Source organism: Bifidobacterium vansinderenii (assembly GCF_002234915.1).
Taxonomy (GTDB): Bacteria; Actinomycetota; Actinomycetes; order Actinomycetales; family Bifidobacteriaceae; genus Galliscardovia; species Galliscardovia vansinderenii.
Genome location: NZ_NEWD01000002.1, coordinates 113,551 through 131,729, shown reverse-complemented (window position 1 = coordinate 131,729; position 18,179 = coordinate 113,551). Strand labels below are relative to the sequence as shown.

Below are 18,179 nucleotides of genomic sequence, written 5' to 3'. Positions count from 1 at the left end.
GACGCGTCCCCATGACGGGGGACGAATCAGTGACAAATGTCATGTCCCCCGGGCCCCGACATGATCTTCGTCGGTGGATTCGTCGCACCGAATGGAGGAGCATGGAATCACGATGATATTCAGGAACATGATCGGAGGGCATGATGACGGTGCAATCCACGCAAGCCACGTCGGCGGTGAAGGTCAGCCGTCTGGTCAAGCACTACGGCGACATGGTGGCACTCGACTATTTCGACCTTGACGTGAAGACGGGGGAGATCTTCGGCCTGCTCGGCCCCAACGGATCGGGCAAGACCACGGCGATCAACTGCATCCTCGCGCTGCTCGCCTACGATTCGGGCACGATCCGCGTATTCGGAGAACCGATGACGCCCACCTCATATGCGCTGAAACGCCGCATCGGCATCGTGCCGCAGAACGTGGCCGTGTTCAACGAACTCACCGTGACGGAGAACATCGACTACTTCTGCTCGCTGTACGTGCCGAACAAGGCCGACCGTGTGCCACTGGTCGAGGAGGCGATCGAATTCGCCGGACTGCAGGACTTCCGCAAATTCCGGCCGGGCAAACTCTCCGGCGGACTGCTCCGACGCCTCAACATCGCCTGCGGCGTTGCGCACAAACCCGACCTGATCTTCTTCGACGAGCCGACCGTCGCCGTTGATCCGCAAAGCCGCAACGCCATCCTCGAAGGCATCCGACGACTCAACCGAAACGGCGCGACCGTAATCTACACCAGCCATTACATGGAGGAGGTCGAACAGATCTGCGACCGCATCCTCATCATGGACCACGGACGGCATCTCGCGCTCGGCACGGCCGACGAGCTGAAGGCCATGATCGACACCGGCGAGCGCATCACCATCGCCACGCTCGACCTGACTGACGATGCGCTCGCCGCCATACGGGCCCTGCCGCGCGTGATCGACGCCACGTACGACGGCCGTGAACTTGATGTGCGCTGCAGGCGCGGCGACCGCAATCTCACCGACGTGCTGGACACGGCCAGACGCTTCGGCGTGAACATCGGTCATCTGACCAGCCGTCCGCCGACACTCAACGACGTGTTCCTGGAACTCACCGGCAAGGCACTCAGGGACTGATCGCCGCGCCGGTCGGAGCGGATAAGGAGAGCATCATGTGGACCACATTCCTCGTCGTATTGAAAATGAATCTGCGCAGCCGATCGGCGCTATTCTGGCTGATCGTGTTTCCCATCGTGCTGGCGACCATGTTCAACGGCGTGTTCGGCCAGATCACCGAAGGCTATGACATCAAGCCGATGTCGATGGCGGTCGTGAAGGACGCGAACTGGAAGCGTACGGCGGGCGCGGGCGCCTTCGTCGATGCGCTCGCGGGGAAGGAACCGTCATCTGACGCGACGACCGGCGCCCACGAAGGAACCGCGACCGGTCTCGACCAGCAGCTGATCGACATCACGACGGTCACGTCGACGGCCGAAGCACGGCGCAGGATCGCGGACGATGCCGTGCAGGGGTATCTGAACGCGGACGGGAGCGGACGACTGCGCATGACGCTTTCATCCGACACCGCGGGGACCGCCACGTCGTCCGACGGCAATGTCACCGTCACCATCGCGGCGCTTCACGGGGCCATCGAACTGTACAACCGGACCGACGCCATCACCCGAGAGACCCTCGAGGATCATCCGACCGCCGCCGCGTCCGCACGGTTCTGGCGATCCGTGGGAGACGCCGCGGGCCTGACGAGGGAGGTGACGCTGACCAACGTCAAGCCCGATCCCATCGCCAGATACTATTACGCGCTGCTGGGCATGTCGTGCCTGATGGCCATGTCCTACGCGGTGGCGGCGGTCACCTTCGCCCAGGCGAACCTTTCGGCGCTCGGCATTCGCCGCACGGTGGCGCCATTGGGGCGCGTCAGGCAACTGCTCGCCGGGTTCCTGGCCAGTTGGCTCTGTGCCGGAACGAGCCTGCTCATCGCATTGGCATACATCCGATACGGGTGCGGCGTGCTCCTGGGCGGGCGGGAGCCGGCCGCGGTTCTGGCGGTGGGCGTCGCATCGTTCATGTCATGCGCGCTCGGCACGATGATCGGCGCGATTCCCAGACTGCCGCACGGCGTGAAGATCGGGCTGACCAGTGCCATCTCCTGTGTGCTGTCCCTGTTCTCCGGCCTGTACGGTTCGTTCGCCATGGAGCTGAGCGACTGGATCACCCGACACGCGCCGGTGCTGGCTCTTGTCAATCCCGCGCAGCAGGTGACGAACCTGTTCTACGACATCCTCTACTACGACGGTTATCGACCATTCGCCGCCACCTGCGTCAACCTGCTTGTCATGAGCGCGGTGTTCCTCGCGGTTGGCGCCATTCTTCTCAGGAGGCAACGCTATGAACACCTGTAAGGTCACCTTGCGCATACTCATCGCGCATCGACTGTATGTCATCATCTATCTGGTGATGATCGGCGTGCTGATGTTCGGCATCGGATGGTCGCTATTGACCTCCGGGACGGGAGCGGGCGATACGTATGCCCCCAGCCGTCCCACGGTGGCGGTGATCGATCGGGACGACGGACGTGGTGGCATCGCCGACGCGATGCGCGACTACATGAAGGCCGACGGCGAACTGGTCTCGCTGCAGGACGACTCCGAGGCACTGCAGCAGGCGGTCGCATCGAACTATACGGACCTCATCGTCATCATTCCGGACGGCTACGCGGATGCTTTGCTTGATTCCGTGATCTCCGGCACGGACGCGCCGCAGATCGAGACGGTCACCAGCTACACGTCGGGCGATGGCACCATGGCGTCCATGGAGGTCAGCGGGTTCCTTGCGCTGACCCGCACCGCGCTGATCGGTGACGGCGTGCAGGTCGGCGCCGCCGATTTCGCCGAAATGTACGGTGACGGCGCGGGGTCGTCGGAAGCGGGTATGGCATCATCCCCGCAGACGTATGATTCGCGGGACGCGAGTGACCTCGACCAGCTGCCCGAGGGGACGGTCGGGCGTCTGACCCGCAACGATCTGGCCCGTGCCGCACGGTCGGCGGTGGCCGTCGCCAAGGACGGGACGGTGAATCATGCCATCGCGGTGAACCACACCGTCGGCTCTGACGTCGCTGCCGGGGACACCGCCGTGACCGATGCGACGGTTTCGGGGTTCGGCGGCATCATGAAGACCGTGCTGTATCCGCTGTTCCTGGCCATGACCGTATGCACGGCGCTGGTGTGCGGCGTGTTCAATGCGGGGGAGACCAGCCGTCGGCTGTCCGCTGCGCCCCGGCGAGCATCGATAACGAGTCTTGAACGGATGGCCACGATGTGTGGGTTCGCTCTTGCGGTGTCCCTGATATATCTGATCGTCACATTCGCGATGATGCTGGCCGCGGGGCTTAGTCCTCTGACGTTGCCCGCCGCCGGCGTGGCGATGACGTTCGCGTCGACCTGCGTGTACGCGCTGATGACCGTGGCCTGCGGTTTCATGCTCGGCGAGCTGGGATTTACGGACACGATGGCCAACGGGTTCGCCAATCTGTTCGGTCTGCTCATCCTGTTCACGTCGGGCGTCAGCTTTCCTCCGGACATGATGCCCGACGTGATGCGGGTGATCGCACGGTTCCTGCCCGGCTGGTGGTATTGCGTGTCCATAGACAACGCGCTCGGCTTCGGTACGGTCGGCGGGGTGAATGTGCCGGGATGGGCGGAATCGCTCGGACTGGTGCTCCTGTTCGCCGTGACGTTCATGTGTCTCGGACTTGCGGCCGGCCGCATCCGCCGTGCAAGGCGGGGAGCCGTTTCCCAGGCCGCCACCGTACTGGCCGAGGCATGATGGTGCGCTCGTGCGGGCCGAAGACTCAGCTGGTCTTCAGCCGATAGCGTTGGGTCGGGTCGTCCTGGAAGCGCACCTTGGCGACCCGGCCCTCCTTCACCAGCTCGCGCAGTCCCGACGTGGCGGCGAGCGGGGTGAGGCTCAGCTCCCGGATGATCTCCTTGACGCTCATTGCCGAATGCCGTTCGAGCAGCGTCATGATCTCCTTCGACACTTCGCTGGGGGAGCTGCGTTTGAGTGTGCGGTGCTTGGTGATCGTCATGGTGAACGTGTTGATGTCGTTGCGCGTGGTGGCCGGTTCGATGCCGTTTTCCCTCAGTGCGGCGGCGATGCGCTGGTAGCCGTCGCCGCCTTCCGGGTTCACGAACCCGCCGTCCGGATAGGGGGTGGATTCCAGCAGCGTGAACAGGAACTGATTGCGTGTGGACGAGAACGTCGTGCCCGCTACGGGATTCGAACCGGCGAGCACGTCATGCGTCACCGTGCCGTACAGGCCGCCGGGATTGCTGATCTCGATGCGGTCGGTGAACACGCTCACATGCACCTGTGTGCCTCGCGCGTCGGGGGAGTAGTCGCGGTGGGTCAGCGCGTTGGCGATCGCCTCGCGCAGCGCGTCCGGGGGATAGTCGGGTTTGCGTGCGCCGATCCAACGCATCAGCGAGGTCACCGTGTCGTCGATCATCACCGGGATCGAACCGACCACGGTCTGCGAGGCGACGAGTCGTTCGTCACCCCGGAACACGTCGTTGCGATTCGTGCCGGGGAACACGGCGATGGACACGTTGAGCCGGGGAAAGAACTTCTGCGGGTACCGTCCGAGCGCGAGCAGTCCGGCGAGTGTGGGCCGCAGCATGCTGCCGGCACGCCCGTAGTCGGAGTCGTCGTGGCGCAGCACCTGCAGATCCAGCAGCGTGTCCGTGTCGTTGCGGTCGGCGAACACATGCGGATGCTGTTCGCGAACCCGGTCCAGTAGTCCGGCGGTCAGTGTGGGGTCCAGATCGGCCATCGTCGCGTCCGGCACGATGTCAAGATCGTACGTGGGCTGCAGGTGCTCCTCGATAAGACGGTCCACCTCATACGATGTCATGCGTCGGTCGCCGTCGCCGGTGCGAATGTAGGAGCCGCCGTGTGCGCCGATCGCCGAGATGAAGCACGGCTTGTCGCGCGGCAGCATTTCGTCCACGCGGGCGAACACCAGATTCGAGCCCTCGAACGGGCATGTCACGATCACCGGACGGACCACGGGCGTCATCTTCTCGCACGCTTGGCTGAGCGACTCCTGCATGGAACGGGCGTTGAAGTCCGGTACCGGCGTGAACCCGTTCTTCTCCGAAAGCCCCAGAATGATCCAGCCGCCCGACCCGTTCGAAAACGCCGACAGCGTGTCGGTGATGGTCGACGAGATCTTGCGCTTGCACTCCTTGACCTCGCACTGCTGCGTATCGTTGCCGATCAGACGCATCAGCTCGATCAGCTCGGTCATCTTCGCGGTGTAGTCGTCAACCATGGCGGACCTCCTTGGATACCATTGTCCCCCACAAGTCCGCCATATGCCGGTGACGCTACGTCGTTGGCCGGCAGTTCATCAAGAATTCACGGGAGATGTGCGAGACGGGGAAGTCGTACGGTGTGCGGGATCATCCCCGTCCGTCGGCTACTCGTCGAAGCTGATGGTGAGCCGCCGGTCCATGCCGTGGGCCAGCGCCTCCAGTGTGCGGAACGATGGATTGATGTGCGCCTGTTCGATGCGGGCGATGGTGATGCGCGAGACCCCGGAGCTGGCGGCCAGCTGATCCTGCGTCATGCCGGCCTCCCGCCGGGCCTTCACCAGCGCCTCGCCCACCTGCGGGTAGATGCGCTCCTTGCGTCCCTTCGTTTCGGATCCGGCATCGGATTGGGGTGTGCTGGGCGTGGTCGTCTCGGCCATGAATTCCTCCCGTCGTCATCGTCATGTCATTGACATCGTCGTCGCGACGGGAATCGCGGACGGAGCGTTCCCGTCGTTCACCCGCCACTATACATTCCGTGCGTTCCACCGGGCGCGACGGCCGTTTCGCGCTCGGCGATGCCGCCGTATGCGCATCCTGTACACTGGAAAGGTTGAATCCTCGCGGCCGCATGCGGCGGCCGACTCCATTCACGAAAGCAGTTGTTAGGAGCACTCGCATGACACAAAGCCCCCAGATTCACGAGGGCATTCTCGAACCCGGCGTCGTCAAGGTCCACAGGGGGAAACGGCGCCTCGTCGAATTCACACACTCATCCACCAAGGCGACCATGCTCATGGTGTTCGCGGCCCTGGCCGCATTCGCCATCGAGAACACTCCGGCGCTGCCATACTTCAACGAGTTCTGGCAATCCGTGCACCTGTCGTTCTCACTGGGGTCGTTCCACGCGAACATCAGCCTGGAGCACTTCATCAACGACTTCCTCATGGCACTGTTCTTCCTCATGGTCGGCCTTGAGATCAAGCACGAGATGCGCGCCGGCGAACTCACCGAGCCGCGCAAGGCCGTGCTGCCCATCGTCGCGGCCGCAGGCGGCGCCCTGCTGCCGGCCATCATCTACCTGATCGTGAACGCCGGCGGACAGTACATCGGAGGCTGGGGCGTGCCCATGGCCAACGACATCGCCTTCTGCCTGGGTCTGCTCGCCCTGCTCGGCCGGCGCGTGCCGTCGGGGCTGCGCGCCTACCTGTCCACGCTCACCATCGCCGACGACATGATCGCCATCGGCGTGATCGCGTTGTTCTACACGTCCGATCTCAGTCTGCCGTGGCTGATCGCCGCGTTCGCCGCGTTCGCGCTGCTGATCGTGTTCAACCGCTGCCACATCTACGATCTGCCCCCGTATCTGGTGGTCGGATTCGTGCTGTGGATCTGCGTGCTGTTCTCCGGCGTGCACGCCACGCTCGCCGGCGTGATGCTCGCGCTCGCCATCCCCGCACGGTCCGAGATCAAGCTCGACCGCGTGGGCGGCTGGTTCGCCCATCGCGCGCGCACGGCCGAGGACCGGTATGATCCGGGAGAGCCGGACGTGGCGCAGCGCGAATACCTGCGCGAGGTGTACTCGATCCGTCGCGTGTCGCACGCCACGATCCCTCCGACGATCCGCTTGGAGAAGAGCCTGCACACGTTCGTGTACTTCTTCGTCCTGCCGTTGTTCGCGTTCTCGAACGCCGGCGTGGTGCTCGGCGGCATGTCGTTCTCGCAGATCGTGACCAGTCCTGTGGCGATCGGCGTGTTCCTCGGCCTGCTGGTGGGCAAGCCGTTCGGCATCTTCATCTCCACGTGGATCACGGTGAAGCTGGGCATCTCGCAGCTGCCCAAGGGCGTCAAGTGGGGACATATCGCCGGCGTCTCGGCGCTGGGCGGTGTGGGCTTCACCATGGCGATCTTCGTGACGAACCTCTCGTTCTCCGACCCGCAGATCGCTGCGATCTCGAAGACCGCCATCCTCGCCGCGTCCATCGTGGCCGGCGCGATCGGATTCCTGATCCTGCGTCACGAGGCGCTGAACGCGGAAGGCGAATCCTGACGATGCGGATACGGATGACGTCGTGGCGGCGACAACGGATCGTTGTGAACCGCGGTCCAGTTCGCGTGCCGTGATCGATCGCCTCGATTCCTTCTGCGCAGAGGGCCCGCCCCGGAAATTCCACCGGGGCGGGCCCTCTGGCTTTTTCGGCGGACGGGTGGAACGTCGTCTTGCCGACGCTCTGACATCTTCTGATAGAAAATGTGCAAAACTGATCAAAACTGCGTGAATCTCGTGTATTATGAACAGTAAGAGACAAAGCTGTCGACAATACAGGGAGGAAGCGGAATGCTCTACCCACAGACCAATGACGCACGCATGGTGTTCAGCCTTGACGGCGTATGGAACTTCAGAACCGCCGGCGAGAACGACTATCCAGCCGAATGGACCGCCGAGGCCCTGCCCGAACCCATCCCCATGGCAGTCCCCGGCTCCTACAACGATCAGAACGACATGACCGATCTGTACGATGTATACGGATGGGTCGTCTACCAGCGCACGTTCAGTCTGCCCGAACGCGTGATCGACGGCCAGCGCGTGGTACTGCGATTCGACGCCGCCACCCATGCCGCGGACGTATACCTGAACGGCGAGTGCATCGGCAGTCACAAGGGCGGATTCCTGCCGTTCGAGTTCGACGTGACCGACAGGATCAAGCCCGGCGACAACCTGCTCGCCGTCGCCATCGACAACCGCATCAACCAGTCCACCCTGCCGATCGGCAACGAAGGCAACGTGGCGTTCTTCGGCTCCGACAACGCCGGCATCCCCTCCGTGGAGGCGGGCAAGCGCTGGGCCAAGCCGCAGAACCGTCCGAACTTCGACTTCTTCAACTTCGCCGGCCTCAACCGACACGTGGAGATCTACACCACGCCGCGCACATACATCGCCGACGTGGCCGTGACCACCAAGGCCGTTACCGAAGGACTACACGACGGTGAGACCGGACCGGCGGTCATCGGCTACGAGGTGACGCTCGGCGGAGCATCCGCAGACGAAAGCGGCGACCGCGTGAGCGTGACGATCCGAGACGAACAGGGCGCCACCGTCGCCACGGCGACCGGAACCAAGGGCGAGATCGACCTGCCGGCCGCACACCTGTGGAATCCGGGCGCCGCATACCTGTACACCGCGCACGTCGCGCTCGCCGGCCAGGCGAAGGGCTCGGACGACGAATACGATCAGACCTTCGGCGTCCGCACCGTTGAGGTGAAGGATCAGAAGTTCCTTATCAACGGCAGACCGTTCTACTTCAAGGGCTTCGGCAAGCACGAGGACAGCTACTTCCACGGCCGCGGCACCGACCAGCTGCTCAACGTCAAGGACGTCTCGCTCATCCACTGGCTCAACGCCAACTCGTTCCGCACCTCGCACTACCCGTACGCGGAGAACATGTACGACCTGTGCGACCGCGAGGGCATCGTGATCATCGACGAGACCCCGGCGGTGGGTATGAGCTGGCCCCAGTACACGAACAAGCCGCTGTTCGAACACCACCAGCAGGTGATCCGCGACATGATCGCCCGAGACAAGAACCATCCGAGCGTGGTCATGTGGTCGCTCGCCAACGAGCCGTGGTACGACCAGGGCGGCGAGAAGTCCGAGAACGCGCTCAGGTACTTCACTCCGCTGTACGAGCTCGCGCACGCGGAGGACCCGCAGAACCGCCCGGTCACGATCGTGTGCTGCCAGAACGACTACACCAAGGATCTCGTCACCCGCACCATGGACGTGGTGTGCCTCAACCGCTACTACGGCTGGTACAACCTGTCCGGCGATCTCGACGCGGCCTGCTACGCCCTGAACTACGAGCTCGACTGGTGGGAGAAGATCGGCAAGCCGGTCATGTTCACCGAGTACGGCGCGGACACCATGGAGGGCGTGCACGGCACCCACGGCAAGATGTGGAGCGAGGAATACCAGCGCGACTACTTCGCCCGCATCGACGCGGAGATCGACAAGCGTCCGTGGTTCATCGGCGAACAGCTGTGGAACTTCGCCGACTTCGTGACCATCCAGGGCACCATGCGCGTGGAGGGCAACCGCAAGGGCATCCTCACTCGCGACCGCCAGCCCAAGATGGCCGCCCACTTCCTGCGCGACCGCTGGGCCGCCATTCCGGACTTCGGATACAAGGGCTGATCCGCAGGCCTATCCACGGGTCTGGCGGCATGAAAAAAAGGTGCTTCCGACACGGTATGGTCCGTGTCAGAAGCACCTTTGACTATGTTTGACTATGCGTTCCGTGGCCGTGCCGTCGTTCGAACGGTCACGGATGAATGATCATTCGGCGTCGGCCGGCTGCTCCTTCGGCGCCGAGAGGAAGTGGTCCTCGCTTGGCAGCACGAGGTTGAGGATTACGGCCACGACGAACGCCACGGCGATGCAGTTCGAGGCGAAGATCTGCTGGAACAGGGCCGGGAAGTGCACGAAGATGTCGCTCACCTGGGTGAAGCCGATGCCGATGGTCAGCGAAAGCGCCGCGATGGTGATGTTGCGCTGCGTATAGCCGGCCTCGGAGATCATCTGGAAGCCGGAGAGGATGATGTTGCCGAACATCATGATCGTGCAACCGCCGAGCACGGCCTGCGGCAGCGAGTTGAACACCTCGGCGATGGCCGGAACGAAGCTCGCGAGAATCAGGATCACGCCGCCGGAGAGAATTACCTTGCGGTTGACGACCTTGGTCATGGCCACCAGTCCGATGTTCTGCGCGAACGAGGTCAGCGGCAGGCAGCCGAACAGGCCGGAGACCGAGGAGATCAGACCGTCGCCGGCGATTGCGCCGGCGGTCTCACGCTCGGTGGGGAGCCTGTTGAGACCCACCTTCGTCAGGGCGGCGGTGTCGCCAAGCACCTCGACCGAAGACACGACGTACAGCAGACCCAGCGAGATGATCGCACCCCAGTCGAACTCGGGGCGGAACGGCATGAACTGCGGTACGGACACGATCGCCAGATGCTGGAAGCCAGAGAAATCGACCTTGCCCATGCAGATGGCCACCACATAACCGACCACCAGGCCGAACAGCACGGACAGCTGCTTGGCGGTGCCCTTCATCAGCAGCTGGAACGCCAGGCAGGCAACCAGCGAGATCAGGCCGAGCGTCAGATTCTGCCAGCTGCCGAAGTCCTTCGCCCCGGAACCGCCGCCGAAGCTCGTGGCGCCCACGGTCAGCAGCGAGAAGCCGATCGAGGTGACCACGATCGCGGAGACGATCGGCGGCACGAACCGACGCCAGTACTTCGCGGTCAGGCCGAGCACGAGCTCGAGCAGGCCGCCGACCATCACCGCGCCCACCACGGCGCCGTAACCCTTGTCGGCGCAGATCGCCACGGCCGCCGCCACATACGTGAACGAGATACCCGTGACCATCGGCAGCTTCGAACCGATGCGCCAGGCGCCGTACAGCTGCAGGCAGGTGCCCAGACCCGCCACCAGCAGACCGGCCTGAATGACCGTGGCCGACTGCTCCGGACTCATCTTCGCGGCGGAGGCCACGATGAAGATCGGCGCCAGATTCGCCACGAACATGGCCATCACATGCTGCAGGCCGAAGGGAATGCCCTTCCAGAACGAAACCGGGGCGTCAAGACTGCTCAGCGCCTCGAACGAGATACCGGAACGGTGCTTCTCTCCACCGTTCTCGGTGACTTTGTCACTCATCTGTTTCCTCTCTTGATTCCTTGATGGACCGCCGTCCCGACGGACTCCCGAACCCATGTGCCGGACGGCATGAAAAAGGGAGGGTGAGAATGTCGACCCTCCCTCGGGAACGATCATGAAACGGGCGGTGGGGCCGCCCGAAACCGATCAGGCGAATTCGATGTCGCCGGTCTCGGCATCCATGGACTTGACGATCGCCAGCGAATCCAGATCATAGCCGGCCTTGCGCAGCTGCTCGCCGCCATCCTGGAAGCCCTTCTCCACGGCGATGCCGATGCCCTCCACCGTGGCGCCCGCATGATCGCAGATTTCGATCAGGCCCTGCAGCGCCTTGCCGTTGGCGAGGAAGTCGTCGATCAGCAGCACGTGATCGCCGGGGGAGAGGAACTTCTTGGCCACGATCACCGGGAATTCACGCTGCTTGGTGTACGAGTAGATCGTGGTCACGTACTGGTCGCCGTCCAGATTGATGGACTGCGCCTTCTTGGCGAACACCACCGGCACATTGCCGAAATGGCGGGCGGCGCAACAGGCGATGCCAATGCCGGACGCCTCGATGGTGAGGATCTTGGTGATGGTCTTGCCCTTGAAGTGCTCGGCCCACGCCGCGCCCATGTGGTCGAACAGCTCCACATCGCACTGATGGTTGAGGAAAGCGTCTACCTTGAGCACGTTGCCGGGCTTGACGGTGCCCTCCTTGCGGATTCGCTCCTCGAGTTCCTTCATGCACACCCCTTTGATCATCGGCTCCGGTTCGTCGCCCCGACGCCGTTTACGGTCTGTTCACTCCGCGGACAGTGCTCGTCCACGTATGTCTAGCAGACTACTCTGGGCGTGGGATGACGACTGTACCGTGGTACAAACCAGGGTTTGGACTTTACCATGTGAGACGCATTAGGGCGATGCCGACATGATGGCTATAGTAAGGTCTCCGTGCCGGTATGCGCCGGTGGCGTCAACAAAGGGAAGCGGAGGAGCTGTTCATGCAAACCAGCGATATCTGGGTGTTCTTGGCGATGGTCCTGTATTTCGTGGCCATGCTGTCGGTGGGATTCTTCTATTCGAGGCGATCCAACTCATCCGCATCCCAGTACTTCGCCGGTGGCCGAGGAGTCGGCCCATGGCTCACCGCACTGTCCGCCGAAGCCTCCGACATGTCCGGCTGGCTACTCATGGGCCTGCCCGGCCTCGCCTACTTCACCGGCGTCGCCGACGCCGGATGGACCGCCGCGGGCCTGGCCATCGGCACCTACCTCAACTGGAAGATCGTGGCCAAGCGCCTGCGCCGCTACTCCGTGGCCGCCGGCAACGCCATCACCATTCCCGACTACTTCTCCAAGCGGTTCGGCGACACGAAGAACATCCTATCCACCATCGCGGCCGTAATCATCATCGTGTTCTTCGCCGTCTACGTGGGCAGCTGCTTCGTCACCGTCGGCAAACTGTTCGACACCCTCTTCGGCTTCGACTACCACCTCATGATGGTGCTCGGCGCCATCGTCGTGTTCCTCTACACCGTGATCGGCGGCTACCTGTCCGTCGTCGTCACCGACTTCATCCAGGGCATGCTCATGTTCTTCGCGCTCGCCGTGGTGTGCAGCGGCACCGTGATCAGCGCGGGCGGCATCGACCATGTCGCCGCCTTCCTCTCCGACATCCCCGGCTACATCAGCGCCAACCACACCGCCACCCCGACGCTCGACCCGGCCACCGGAGCCCAGCTCGCACAGGGCGGCCAGCCACTGTTCGGCGCACCCACCGACTTCGATCTGATCACCATCGTCTCCCTGATGGCATGGGGCCTGGGATACTTCGGCATGCCGCAGGTGCTCGTGCGCTTCCTGTCGGTGCGCGACGCCGAGGAGATCAAGCAGTCGAGGATCATCGCCACCGTGTGGGTCGTCATCTCGCTCGGCTGCGCCATCGCCATCGGCCTGTTCGGCCGTGCCATGCTGCCCGTCCAGTTCGGCACTCAGGCGGCCGCCGAGAGCGTGTTCATCGTGCTCAGCCAGATGCTGCTGCCCAGCTTCATCTGCGGCGTGGTGGTCTCCGGCATCTTTGCCGCATCCATGAGCTCCTCGTCAAGCTACATGATCATCGCGGGATCCGCCGTGGCGGAGAACATCTTCCGCGGCATCCTCAAGCGCAACGCCAGCGACCGTCAGGTCATGTGGGTGGCCCGCATCACCATCTTCGTCGTGTTCGTGTTCGGCTGCGTGATCGCCGCCGACCAGAACTCCTCCATCTTCCAGGTCGTCTCCTACGCGTGGGCCGGCCTTGGCGCCTCATTCGGACCGCTCATGCTGTTCAGCCTCTACTGGAGGCGCACCAACAAGTACGGCGCCATCGCCGGCATGCTCGTCGGTGCCGTCACGGTGTTCGTCTGGAACCTCGCCCTCAAGCCCCTCGGCGGCATCTTCGGCATCTACGAGCTGCTGCCCGCGTTCATCGTCTCCGCCATCGCCATCGTCGTGGTCTCGCTCGCCACCAAGGAGCCCGGCAAGGAGATCACCGACGTGTTCGACCACTACATGGACGACGACACCAACGTGGGAGAGCTTCTCGAGGAGCACGCCGTCAAGGCCTGACCCCCGACCGGTGCGGATGCCCGTCACGCATGCGTCCGCACGCTGCCCGTCAGTCGCGCTTGACCGCGCCCGATGGTAGATTCATGTACTCGGTTTTACCGCGAGGAACGCACAACCACATGAATCGACAACGGGACAGGGGAGCGCGAATGATGATGTATGACGAACCCGAGGTAATCGCCCGCAGTGCGGAGGAGCTGCTGGGCGGCCTCAACGATCAGCAGGCCGAAGCCGTGCAGTATCACGGTCCGGCGCTGCTGATCGCCGCCGGCGCAGGCTCCGGCAAGACCAGGGTGCTCACCCGACGCATCGCATGGCTGCTCAGTCAGGTGGGCGCATGGCCCAGCCAGATCCTGGCCATCACCTTCACCAACAAGGCCGCAGCCGAAATGAAGGAGCGACTCACCACACTGATCGGACCCGTGGCCCAGCGCATGTGGGTGTCGACCTTCCACTCCGCCTGCGTGCGCATCCTGCGCCGCGACGGCGAGAAAATCGGACTCAAATCCGGATTCTCCATCTACGACACCGCCGATTCGCAGCGTCTGATCAAGATCATCTGCAACGAACTCAACATCGACGTCAAGCGGTACACGCCCCGGTCCATCCTCGCCCACATCTCCGACTACAAGAACAGCCTCATCGGATGGCAGGAACGACTCAAGGAGTACGCCCCGCAGTTCAAGCCCGGCATCCGCGGCTCCCAGATCGGCAACTTCGGCGACGTCGAAGTGCTCTACGCCTGCGTGTACGCCGAATACCAGTACCGTCTCGCCGCGGCCAACGCCGTGGACTTCGACGACCTGATCATGCGCACCGTGGAACTGCTGCGCACCGACCCGATGGTCGCCGACTACTATCGTCGCAAGTTCCGCTACATCCTGGTCGACGAGTACCAAGACACCAACCACGCCCAGTACGTACTCGTGCGCGAGCTCGGTGGCGTGGACTCCGGTCAGCCGCGCGACCCCAACGCTCGTGGCGCCGGCAAGACGGGACCGGCATGGATCACCGTGGTGGGCGACTCCGACCAGTCCATCTACGCGTTCCGCGGCGCCGACATCCGCAACATCCAGGAATTCGAGAAGGACTTCCCGAACGCCAAGACCATCATGCTGGAACAGAACTACCGTTCCACGCAGACCATCCTCAACGCCGCCAACGCGGTGATCGCTCTCAACCCGGGCCGCAAGCCCAAGAAGCTGTGGACCGCGCTCGGCGAAGGCAGCAAGATCATCGGCTACGCAGCCGACAACGCCCAGCAGGAGGGCGCCTGGATCGCCACCGAAATCGCCAGACTCGCGGGGGAGGAGGGCTTCCGCTACTCCGACATCGCCATCATGTACCGAGCCAACGCGCAGTCGCGCTCCCTCGAGGAGGCGCTCATCAACGCCGGCATCCCCTACCAGCTCGTCGGCGGCACCAAGTTCTACGAGCGCAAGGAAGTCAAGGACGCGATGGCCTACCTGCAGGCCATCGCCAACCCGGCCGACGACGTGAACCTCCGACGCATCCTCAACGTGCCCAAGCGAGGCCTCGGCGCTCGTGCCGAAGCTGTGATCACCATGTATGCGGCCGACCACCAGACCACCACGTGGGGAGCCCTCGAGGCTCTGGACACCATCGAAGGCGTGCCCACGCGCACCGCCACACTGCTCGGACAGTTCCGCGACCTCATGCGCTCGCTGCAGGAATTCGCCGCGGCCAACGACACCAAGCCGAGCGAGATCGTGGCCGAAGTGCTCGACAAGTCCGGTCTGCTCGCCGAACTGCGCAAATCCACCGACCCGCAGGACATGACCCGCGTGGACAATCTCTCCCAGCTGCAGTCCGTCGCCGCGGAGTACGAGCAGAACACGCCCGACGCCACGCTCAACGGATTCCTGGAGACCACCGCGCTCGTGGCCGACAGCGACCAGCTGCCCGGCGAGGGCGAGGACACCGGTACCGTCACCCTCATGACATTGCACACCGCCAAGGGCCTCGAATACCCGGTGGTGTTCCTCACCGGCATGGAACAGGGCACGTTCCCGCATTCGCGCGCCATGGAGGACGAGAGCGAACTGGAGGAGGAGCGTCGTCTCGCCTATGTGGGCATCACCCGTGCCCGTCAGATCCTCTATGTCACCCGCGCCGCGGTGCGTGCTCAGTGGGGGCAGGCCGCGGAGATGATGCCCAGCCAGTTCCTCGACGACATTCCCGAGAACCTGATCGAATGGAAGCGTCGGGAGACCTCGGCCGAACGCATGCGAACCGGCTGGGGCGGCGGATTCGATGACGACGACGAATTCGGCGGCTTCGAATCGGCGTCCGATTCCGGATACGGGTCGTCACACCGCTGGGGGTCAGCCGCCGCGCGTGCGACCGGTGGATCGTATGGTTCCGGATCCTACGATTCCGGATACGGTTCGGGCTCCTCCTACGGTTCCCGTTCGGGTTCCCGTGGTTCCGGCTCACGGTATGGCTCCGGTTCGTCCCGTTCCTACGGCGGTTCGTCCTCCTACGGCTCGCGTGGCTCCCGCTCCGGTTCGGGATCATCACGTTCCGGCAAGGTGACCACGAAGCGCATGCAGCAGGATCTGTTCGGCTCCCTGTCGAAGGCCAAGGCCGCCGCCGCGCGCAGGACCGCGCAGAACGATCAGGAATCCCTGCCCAACGTCGCCGACTTCCACACCGGTGACAAGGTGACGCACGACCAGTATGGTCTGGGCACCGTCGTGGCGGTGGAGGACAAGGGCCGCAACTCCGTGATCACCGTGAACTTCGGCTCCGACGGCACCAAGCGTCTGCTGCTGCGCGTGGCACCGATCGAAAAGCTCTAGCACGGATCGGGGGAAAGTCAAGACTTGATTTTCCCCCGATTGCCGTTCACAATCGCTCAGGTTCGGATGCAGAAGGCATCCGTGGACATCCCCAATACAGAAGTCGCAGGAGAGAAGATCATGAAGAACAAGCTGTTCGCATCCATTCCGTCCATCGTGTTCGGTGCGCTGATCGCCATTGCCCCGCACACGTTCGCCTATGTCTGCAAGGTTGAGAAGATGCCGATGGCATGTCATTGGACCGCTCAGGCCGAGATCGGTGTCGGCGCCCTCATCGCCGTGCTGGGAGTGATCGCCCTGTTCGTGGCCCCCCAGATCCGCATCGGTCTGAACATCGCCGCGGTGCTGGGTGCACTGCTGGCCATTGCGGTGCCGACCGTGCTGATCGGCGTGTGCCCCGGCGCCATGATGCACTGCCACATGGTTACCCGTCCGACGCTGATCGTTCTCGGCGTGCTGACCATCGTCTTCTCCGCCATCGCCATCTGGCTGGACTCCCGTCCGGCCAAGCGCGTCTGACCGGGACCCGGACATCATGTCGCCGCATATCTCGCTTGCCGGACTGCCGCTGGAGAACCTTCGACGCAAGCCATTCCGCACCGCTTCCCTGATCACCGTGGTGGCGATCCTCTCCGTGGCCTTCTTTGGCGGCTCCATGCTCGCCATGAATCTCAACAAGGGTCTGACGAGCATGGAGGAGCGCTTGGGGGCCGACCTCATGGTCGTGCCGCAGACCACCGAATCCAAGGCCGAGGCACTGCTGACAGACGGCACGCCGAACACCTTCTACTTCACGAACGACATCGAATCGAAGGTGGCCAAGGCCGACGGCATCGCACAGATCACGTCCCAGACCTATATTTCGTCACTTGCCGCGGCCTGCTGCGCCGAAAAACTGCAGATCATCGGGTTCGATCCGCAGACCGATTTCGTGATCGAACCGTGGGTCGCTTCCCAGTACGACAAGACGCTGGGCGACGGCGAGATGGTGGCCGGCGCGAACGTGAACGTGTCCACCGACGGTACGATCGAACTGTATGGCAAGACCTGGCCCGTGGTGGCACAGCTGGCCAGCACCGGTACCAGCCTCGACAACTCCGTATTCGTCAACAAGGCCACGGTTCCGCAGATGGTCGCGGCCTCGGCCAAGGTGGCCAAGCGCGTGATGCCGCAGGAGTACGCGTCCAAGGCCGTATCCTCCGTGCTGATCAAGGTGCAGGATGGATACGACGCCCATACGGTGGCGGACAATATCGCCAAGCTGGATCCGCAGCTCGCCTCGGTCGGGTTTGTCTATCCCGGTGGCGTGACGGCCTCCACCAAGACTTCACTGAACACCATGTTGTCCTATATGCTGGTGTTCGTCGTCGTGCTGTGGGTGATGGGACTGATCGTCATGCTCGCCGTGTTCTCCTCCTCGGTCAACGAGCGCAAGAAGGAGTTCGCATCCCTGCGCATCATGGGCGCCACGCGCGGCATGTTGATCTCCATCGTGATCCGCGAGGCGCTGATCACCGGTCTTGCGGGCGGCGTGATCGGCGTGGCGGCGGCGTCGCTGATCGTGTTCCCGTTCAGCGGGTACATCGGCAAGCAGATGCAGCTGCCGTACCTGCAGGTGGGCATCGGATCGATTCTGGGCATGGCGCTGGTCGCTCTGGTCTTTGCGGTGCTCACCGCGGCGGTGGCTTCGCTGTTCGTCGCCTTCCGCCTGGGACGTCCCGAGGCATATCTGACTCTGAGGGAGGGGGAGTGAC

13 protein-coding genes are annotated in these 18,179 nt (G+C 63.5%); 9 read left to right on the top strand and 4 right to left on the bottom strand.

Annotated elements, in window-relative coordinates; genetic code table 11:
• Window positions 1-140 precede the first annotated feature (140 nt).
• The 3 genes from Tam10B_RS00745 to Tam10B_RS00735 are packed head-to-tail and all read left to right on the top strand — an operon-like array spanning window position 141 to window position 3,812.
• Window positions 141-1,103, top strand: coding sequence for an ABC transporter ATP-binding protein (locus tag Tam10B_RS00745; protein ID WP_093959369.1), 963 nt, complete (start codon window positions 141-143; stop codon window positions 1,101-1,103).
• 35 nt (window positions 1,104-1,138) lie between these two features.
• Window positions 1,139-2,386: an ABC transporter permease gene (locus Tam10B_RS00740; RefSeq protein ID WP_093959368.1), complete on the top strand. Its 1,248-nt coding sequence runs from the start codon at window positions 1,139-1,141 to the stop codon at window positions 2,384-2,386.
• Window positions 2,373-3,812: an ABC transporter permease gene (locus Tam10B_RS00735; RefSeq protein ID WP_093959367.1), complete on the top strand. Its 1,440-nt coding sequence runs from the start codon at window positions 2,373-2,375 to the stop codon at window positions 3,810-3,812. Before Tam10B_RS00740 ends, Tam10B_RS00735 begins: the two co-directional genes overlap by 14 nt.
• A 25-nt stretch (window positions 3,813-3,837) precedes the next feature.
• Here Tam10B_RS00735 and Tam10B_RS00730 read toward each other — a convergent pair whose 3' ends face one another.
• Together Tam10B_RS00730 and Tam10B_RS00725 are read right to left on the bottom strand one after the other, a co-directional pair.
• A complete protein-coding gene (locus Tam10B_RS00730; protein ID WP_093959366.1) occupies window positions 3,838-5,319 on the bottom strand; it encodes an ATP-binding protein in 1,482 nt (493 codons plus the stop codon).
• A gap of 147 nt (window positions 5,320-5,466) precedes the next feature.
• Window positions 5,467-5,739, bottom strand: coding sequence for a helix-turn-helix domain-containing protein (locus Tam10B_RS00725; protein ID WP_093959365.1), 273 nt, complete (start codon window positions 5,737-5,739; stop codon window positions 5,467-5,469).
• Between the two features lie 239 nt (window positions 5,740-5,978).
• Between Tam10B_RS00725 and nhaA the strand changes: the two genes are divergently transcribed.
• The gene (nhaA, locus tag Tam10B_RS00720; protein WP_198947486.1) at window positions 5,979-7,349 is read left to right on the top strand and encodes a Na+/H+ antiporter NhaA; all 1,371 of its coding nucleotides are present in this window, start codon (window positions 5,979-5,981) and stop codon (window positions 7,347-7,349) included.
• A 288-nt stretch (window positions 7,350-7,637) separates the two neighbouring features.
• Entirely contained in the window at window positions 7,638-9,491 is a 1,854-nt protein-coding gene (uidA, locus tag Tam10B_RS00715; RefSeq protein ID WP_093959363.1) for a beta-glucuronidase, read from the top strand.
• 141 nt (window positions 9,492-9,632) lie between these two features.
• Here the strand turns inward: uidA and Tam10B_RS00710 are convergent, their stop codons facing one another.
• On the bottom strand, window positions 9,633-11,015 hold the full coding sequence (locus Tam10B_RS00710) for a nucleobase:cation symporter-2 family protein (RefSeq protein ID WP_093959362.1): 1,383 nt from the start codon (window positions 11,013-11,015) through the stop codon (window positions 9,633-9,635).
• A 147-nt stretch (window positions 11,016-11,162) separates the two neighbouring features.
• Window positions 11,163-11,741, bottom strand: a complete 579-nt coding sequence (locus Tam10B_RS00705) for a xanthine phosphoribosyltransferase (protein WP_093959361.1) — start codon at window positions 11,739-11,741, stop codon at window positions 11,163-11,165.
• Between the two features lie 257 nt (window positions 11,742-11,998).
• Between Tam10B_RS00705 and Tam10B_RS00700 the strand changes: the two genes are divergently transcribed.
• From Tam10B_RS00700 to Tam10B_RS00685, 4 genes are all read left to right on the top strand, one after another.
• Window positions 11,999-13,603 (top strand): sodium/proline symporter, encoded by a 1,605-nt coding sequence (locus tag Tam10B_RS00700; protein WP_093959360.1) that lies wholly within the window; start codon window positions 11,999-12,001, stop codon window positions 13,601-13,603.
• Between the two features lie 155 nt (window positions 13,604-13,758).
• The gene (locus tag Tam10B_RS00695; RefSeq protein WP_093959393.1) at window positions 13,759-16,425 is read left to right on the top strand and encodes a UvrD-helicase domain-containing protein; all 2,667 of its coding nucleotides are present in this window, start codon (window positions 13,759-13,761) and stop codon (window positions 16,423-16,425) included.
• Between the two features lie 120 nt (window positions 16,426-16,545).
• Window positions 16,546-16,944, top strand: a complete 399-nt coding sequence (locus Tam10B_RS00690) for a DUF4418 family protein (protein ID WP_093959392.1) — start codon at window positions 16,546-16,548, stop codon at window positions 16,942-16,944.
• A 16-nt stretch (window positions 16,945-16,960) separates the two neighbouring features.
• Window positions 16,961-18,178, top strand: a complete 1,218-nt coding sequence (locus Tam10B_RS00685; RefSeq protein ID WP_093959359.1) for an ABC transporter permease — start codon at window positions 16,961-16,963, stop codon at window positions 18,176-18,178.
• Window position 18,179: the final 1 nt, after the last annotated feature.

Excerpts from the sequence above, each read along its gene's own strand:
- Tam10B_RS00695 (WP_093959393.1), top strand. The coding sequence starts at position 13,759 with ATGTATGACGAACCCGAGGTAATCGCCCGCAGTGCGGAGGAGCTGCTG.
- Tam10B_RS00745 (WP_093959369.1), top strand. The coding sequence starts at position 141 with ATGATGACGGTGCAATCCACGCAAGCCACGTCGGCGGTGAAGGTCAGC.
- Tam10B_RS00690 (WP_093959392.1), top strand. The coding sequence starts at position 16,546 with ATGAAGAACAAGCTGTTCGCATCCATTCCGTCCATCGTGTTCGGTGCG.
- nhaA (WP_198947486.1), top strand. The coding sequence starts at position 5,979 with ATGACACAAAGCCCCCAGATTCACGAGGGCATTCTCGAACCCGGCGTC.
- Tam10B_RS00740 (WP_093959368.1), top strand. The coding sequence starts at position 1,139 with ATGTGGACCACATTCCTCGTCGTATTGAAAATGAATCTGCGCAGCCGA.
- uidA (WP_093959363.1), top strand. The coding sequence starts at position 7,638 with ATGCTCTACCCACAGACCAATGACGCACGCATGGTGTTCAGCCTTGAC.
- Tam10B_RS00685 (WP_093959359.1), top strand. The coding sequence starts at position 16,961 with ATGTCGCCGCATATCTCGCTTGCCGGACTGCCGCTGGAGAACCTTCGA.
- Tam10B_RS00710 (WP_093959362.1), bottom strand. The coding sequence starts at position 11,015 with ATGAGTGACAAAGTCACCGAGAACGGTGGAGAGAAGCACCGTTCCGGT.
- Tam10B_RS00705 (WP_093959361.1), bottom strand. The coding sequence starts at position 11,741 with ATGAAGGAACTCGAGGAGCGAATCCGCAAGGAGGGCACCGTCAAGCCC.
- Tam10B_RS00725 (WP_093959365.1), bottom strand. The coding sequence starts at position 5,739 with ATGGCCGAGACGACCACGCCCAGCACACCCCAATCCGATGCCGGATCC.
- Tam10B_RS00735 (WP_093959367.1), top strand. The coding sequence starts at position 2,373 with ATGAACACCTGTAAGGTCACCTTGCGCATACTCATCGCGCATCGACTG.
- Tam10B_RS00700 (WP_093959360.1), top strand. The coding sequence starts at position 11,999 with ATGCAAACCAGCGATATCTGGGTGTTCTTGGCGATGGTCCTGTATTTC.
- Tam10B_RS00730 (WP_093959366.1), bottom strand. The coding sequence starts at position 5,319 with ATGGTTGACGACTACACCGCGAAGATGACCGAGCTGATCGAGCTGATG.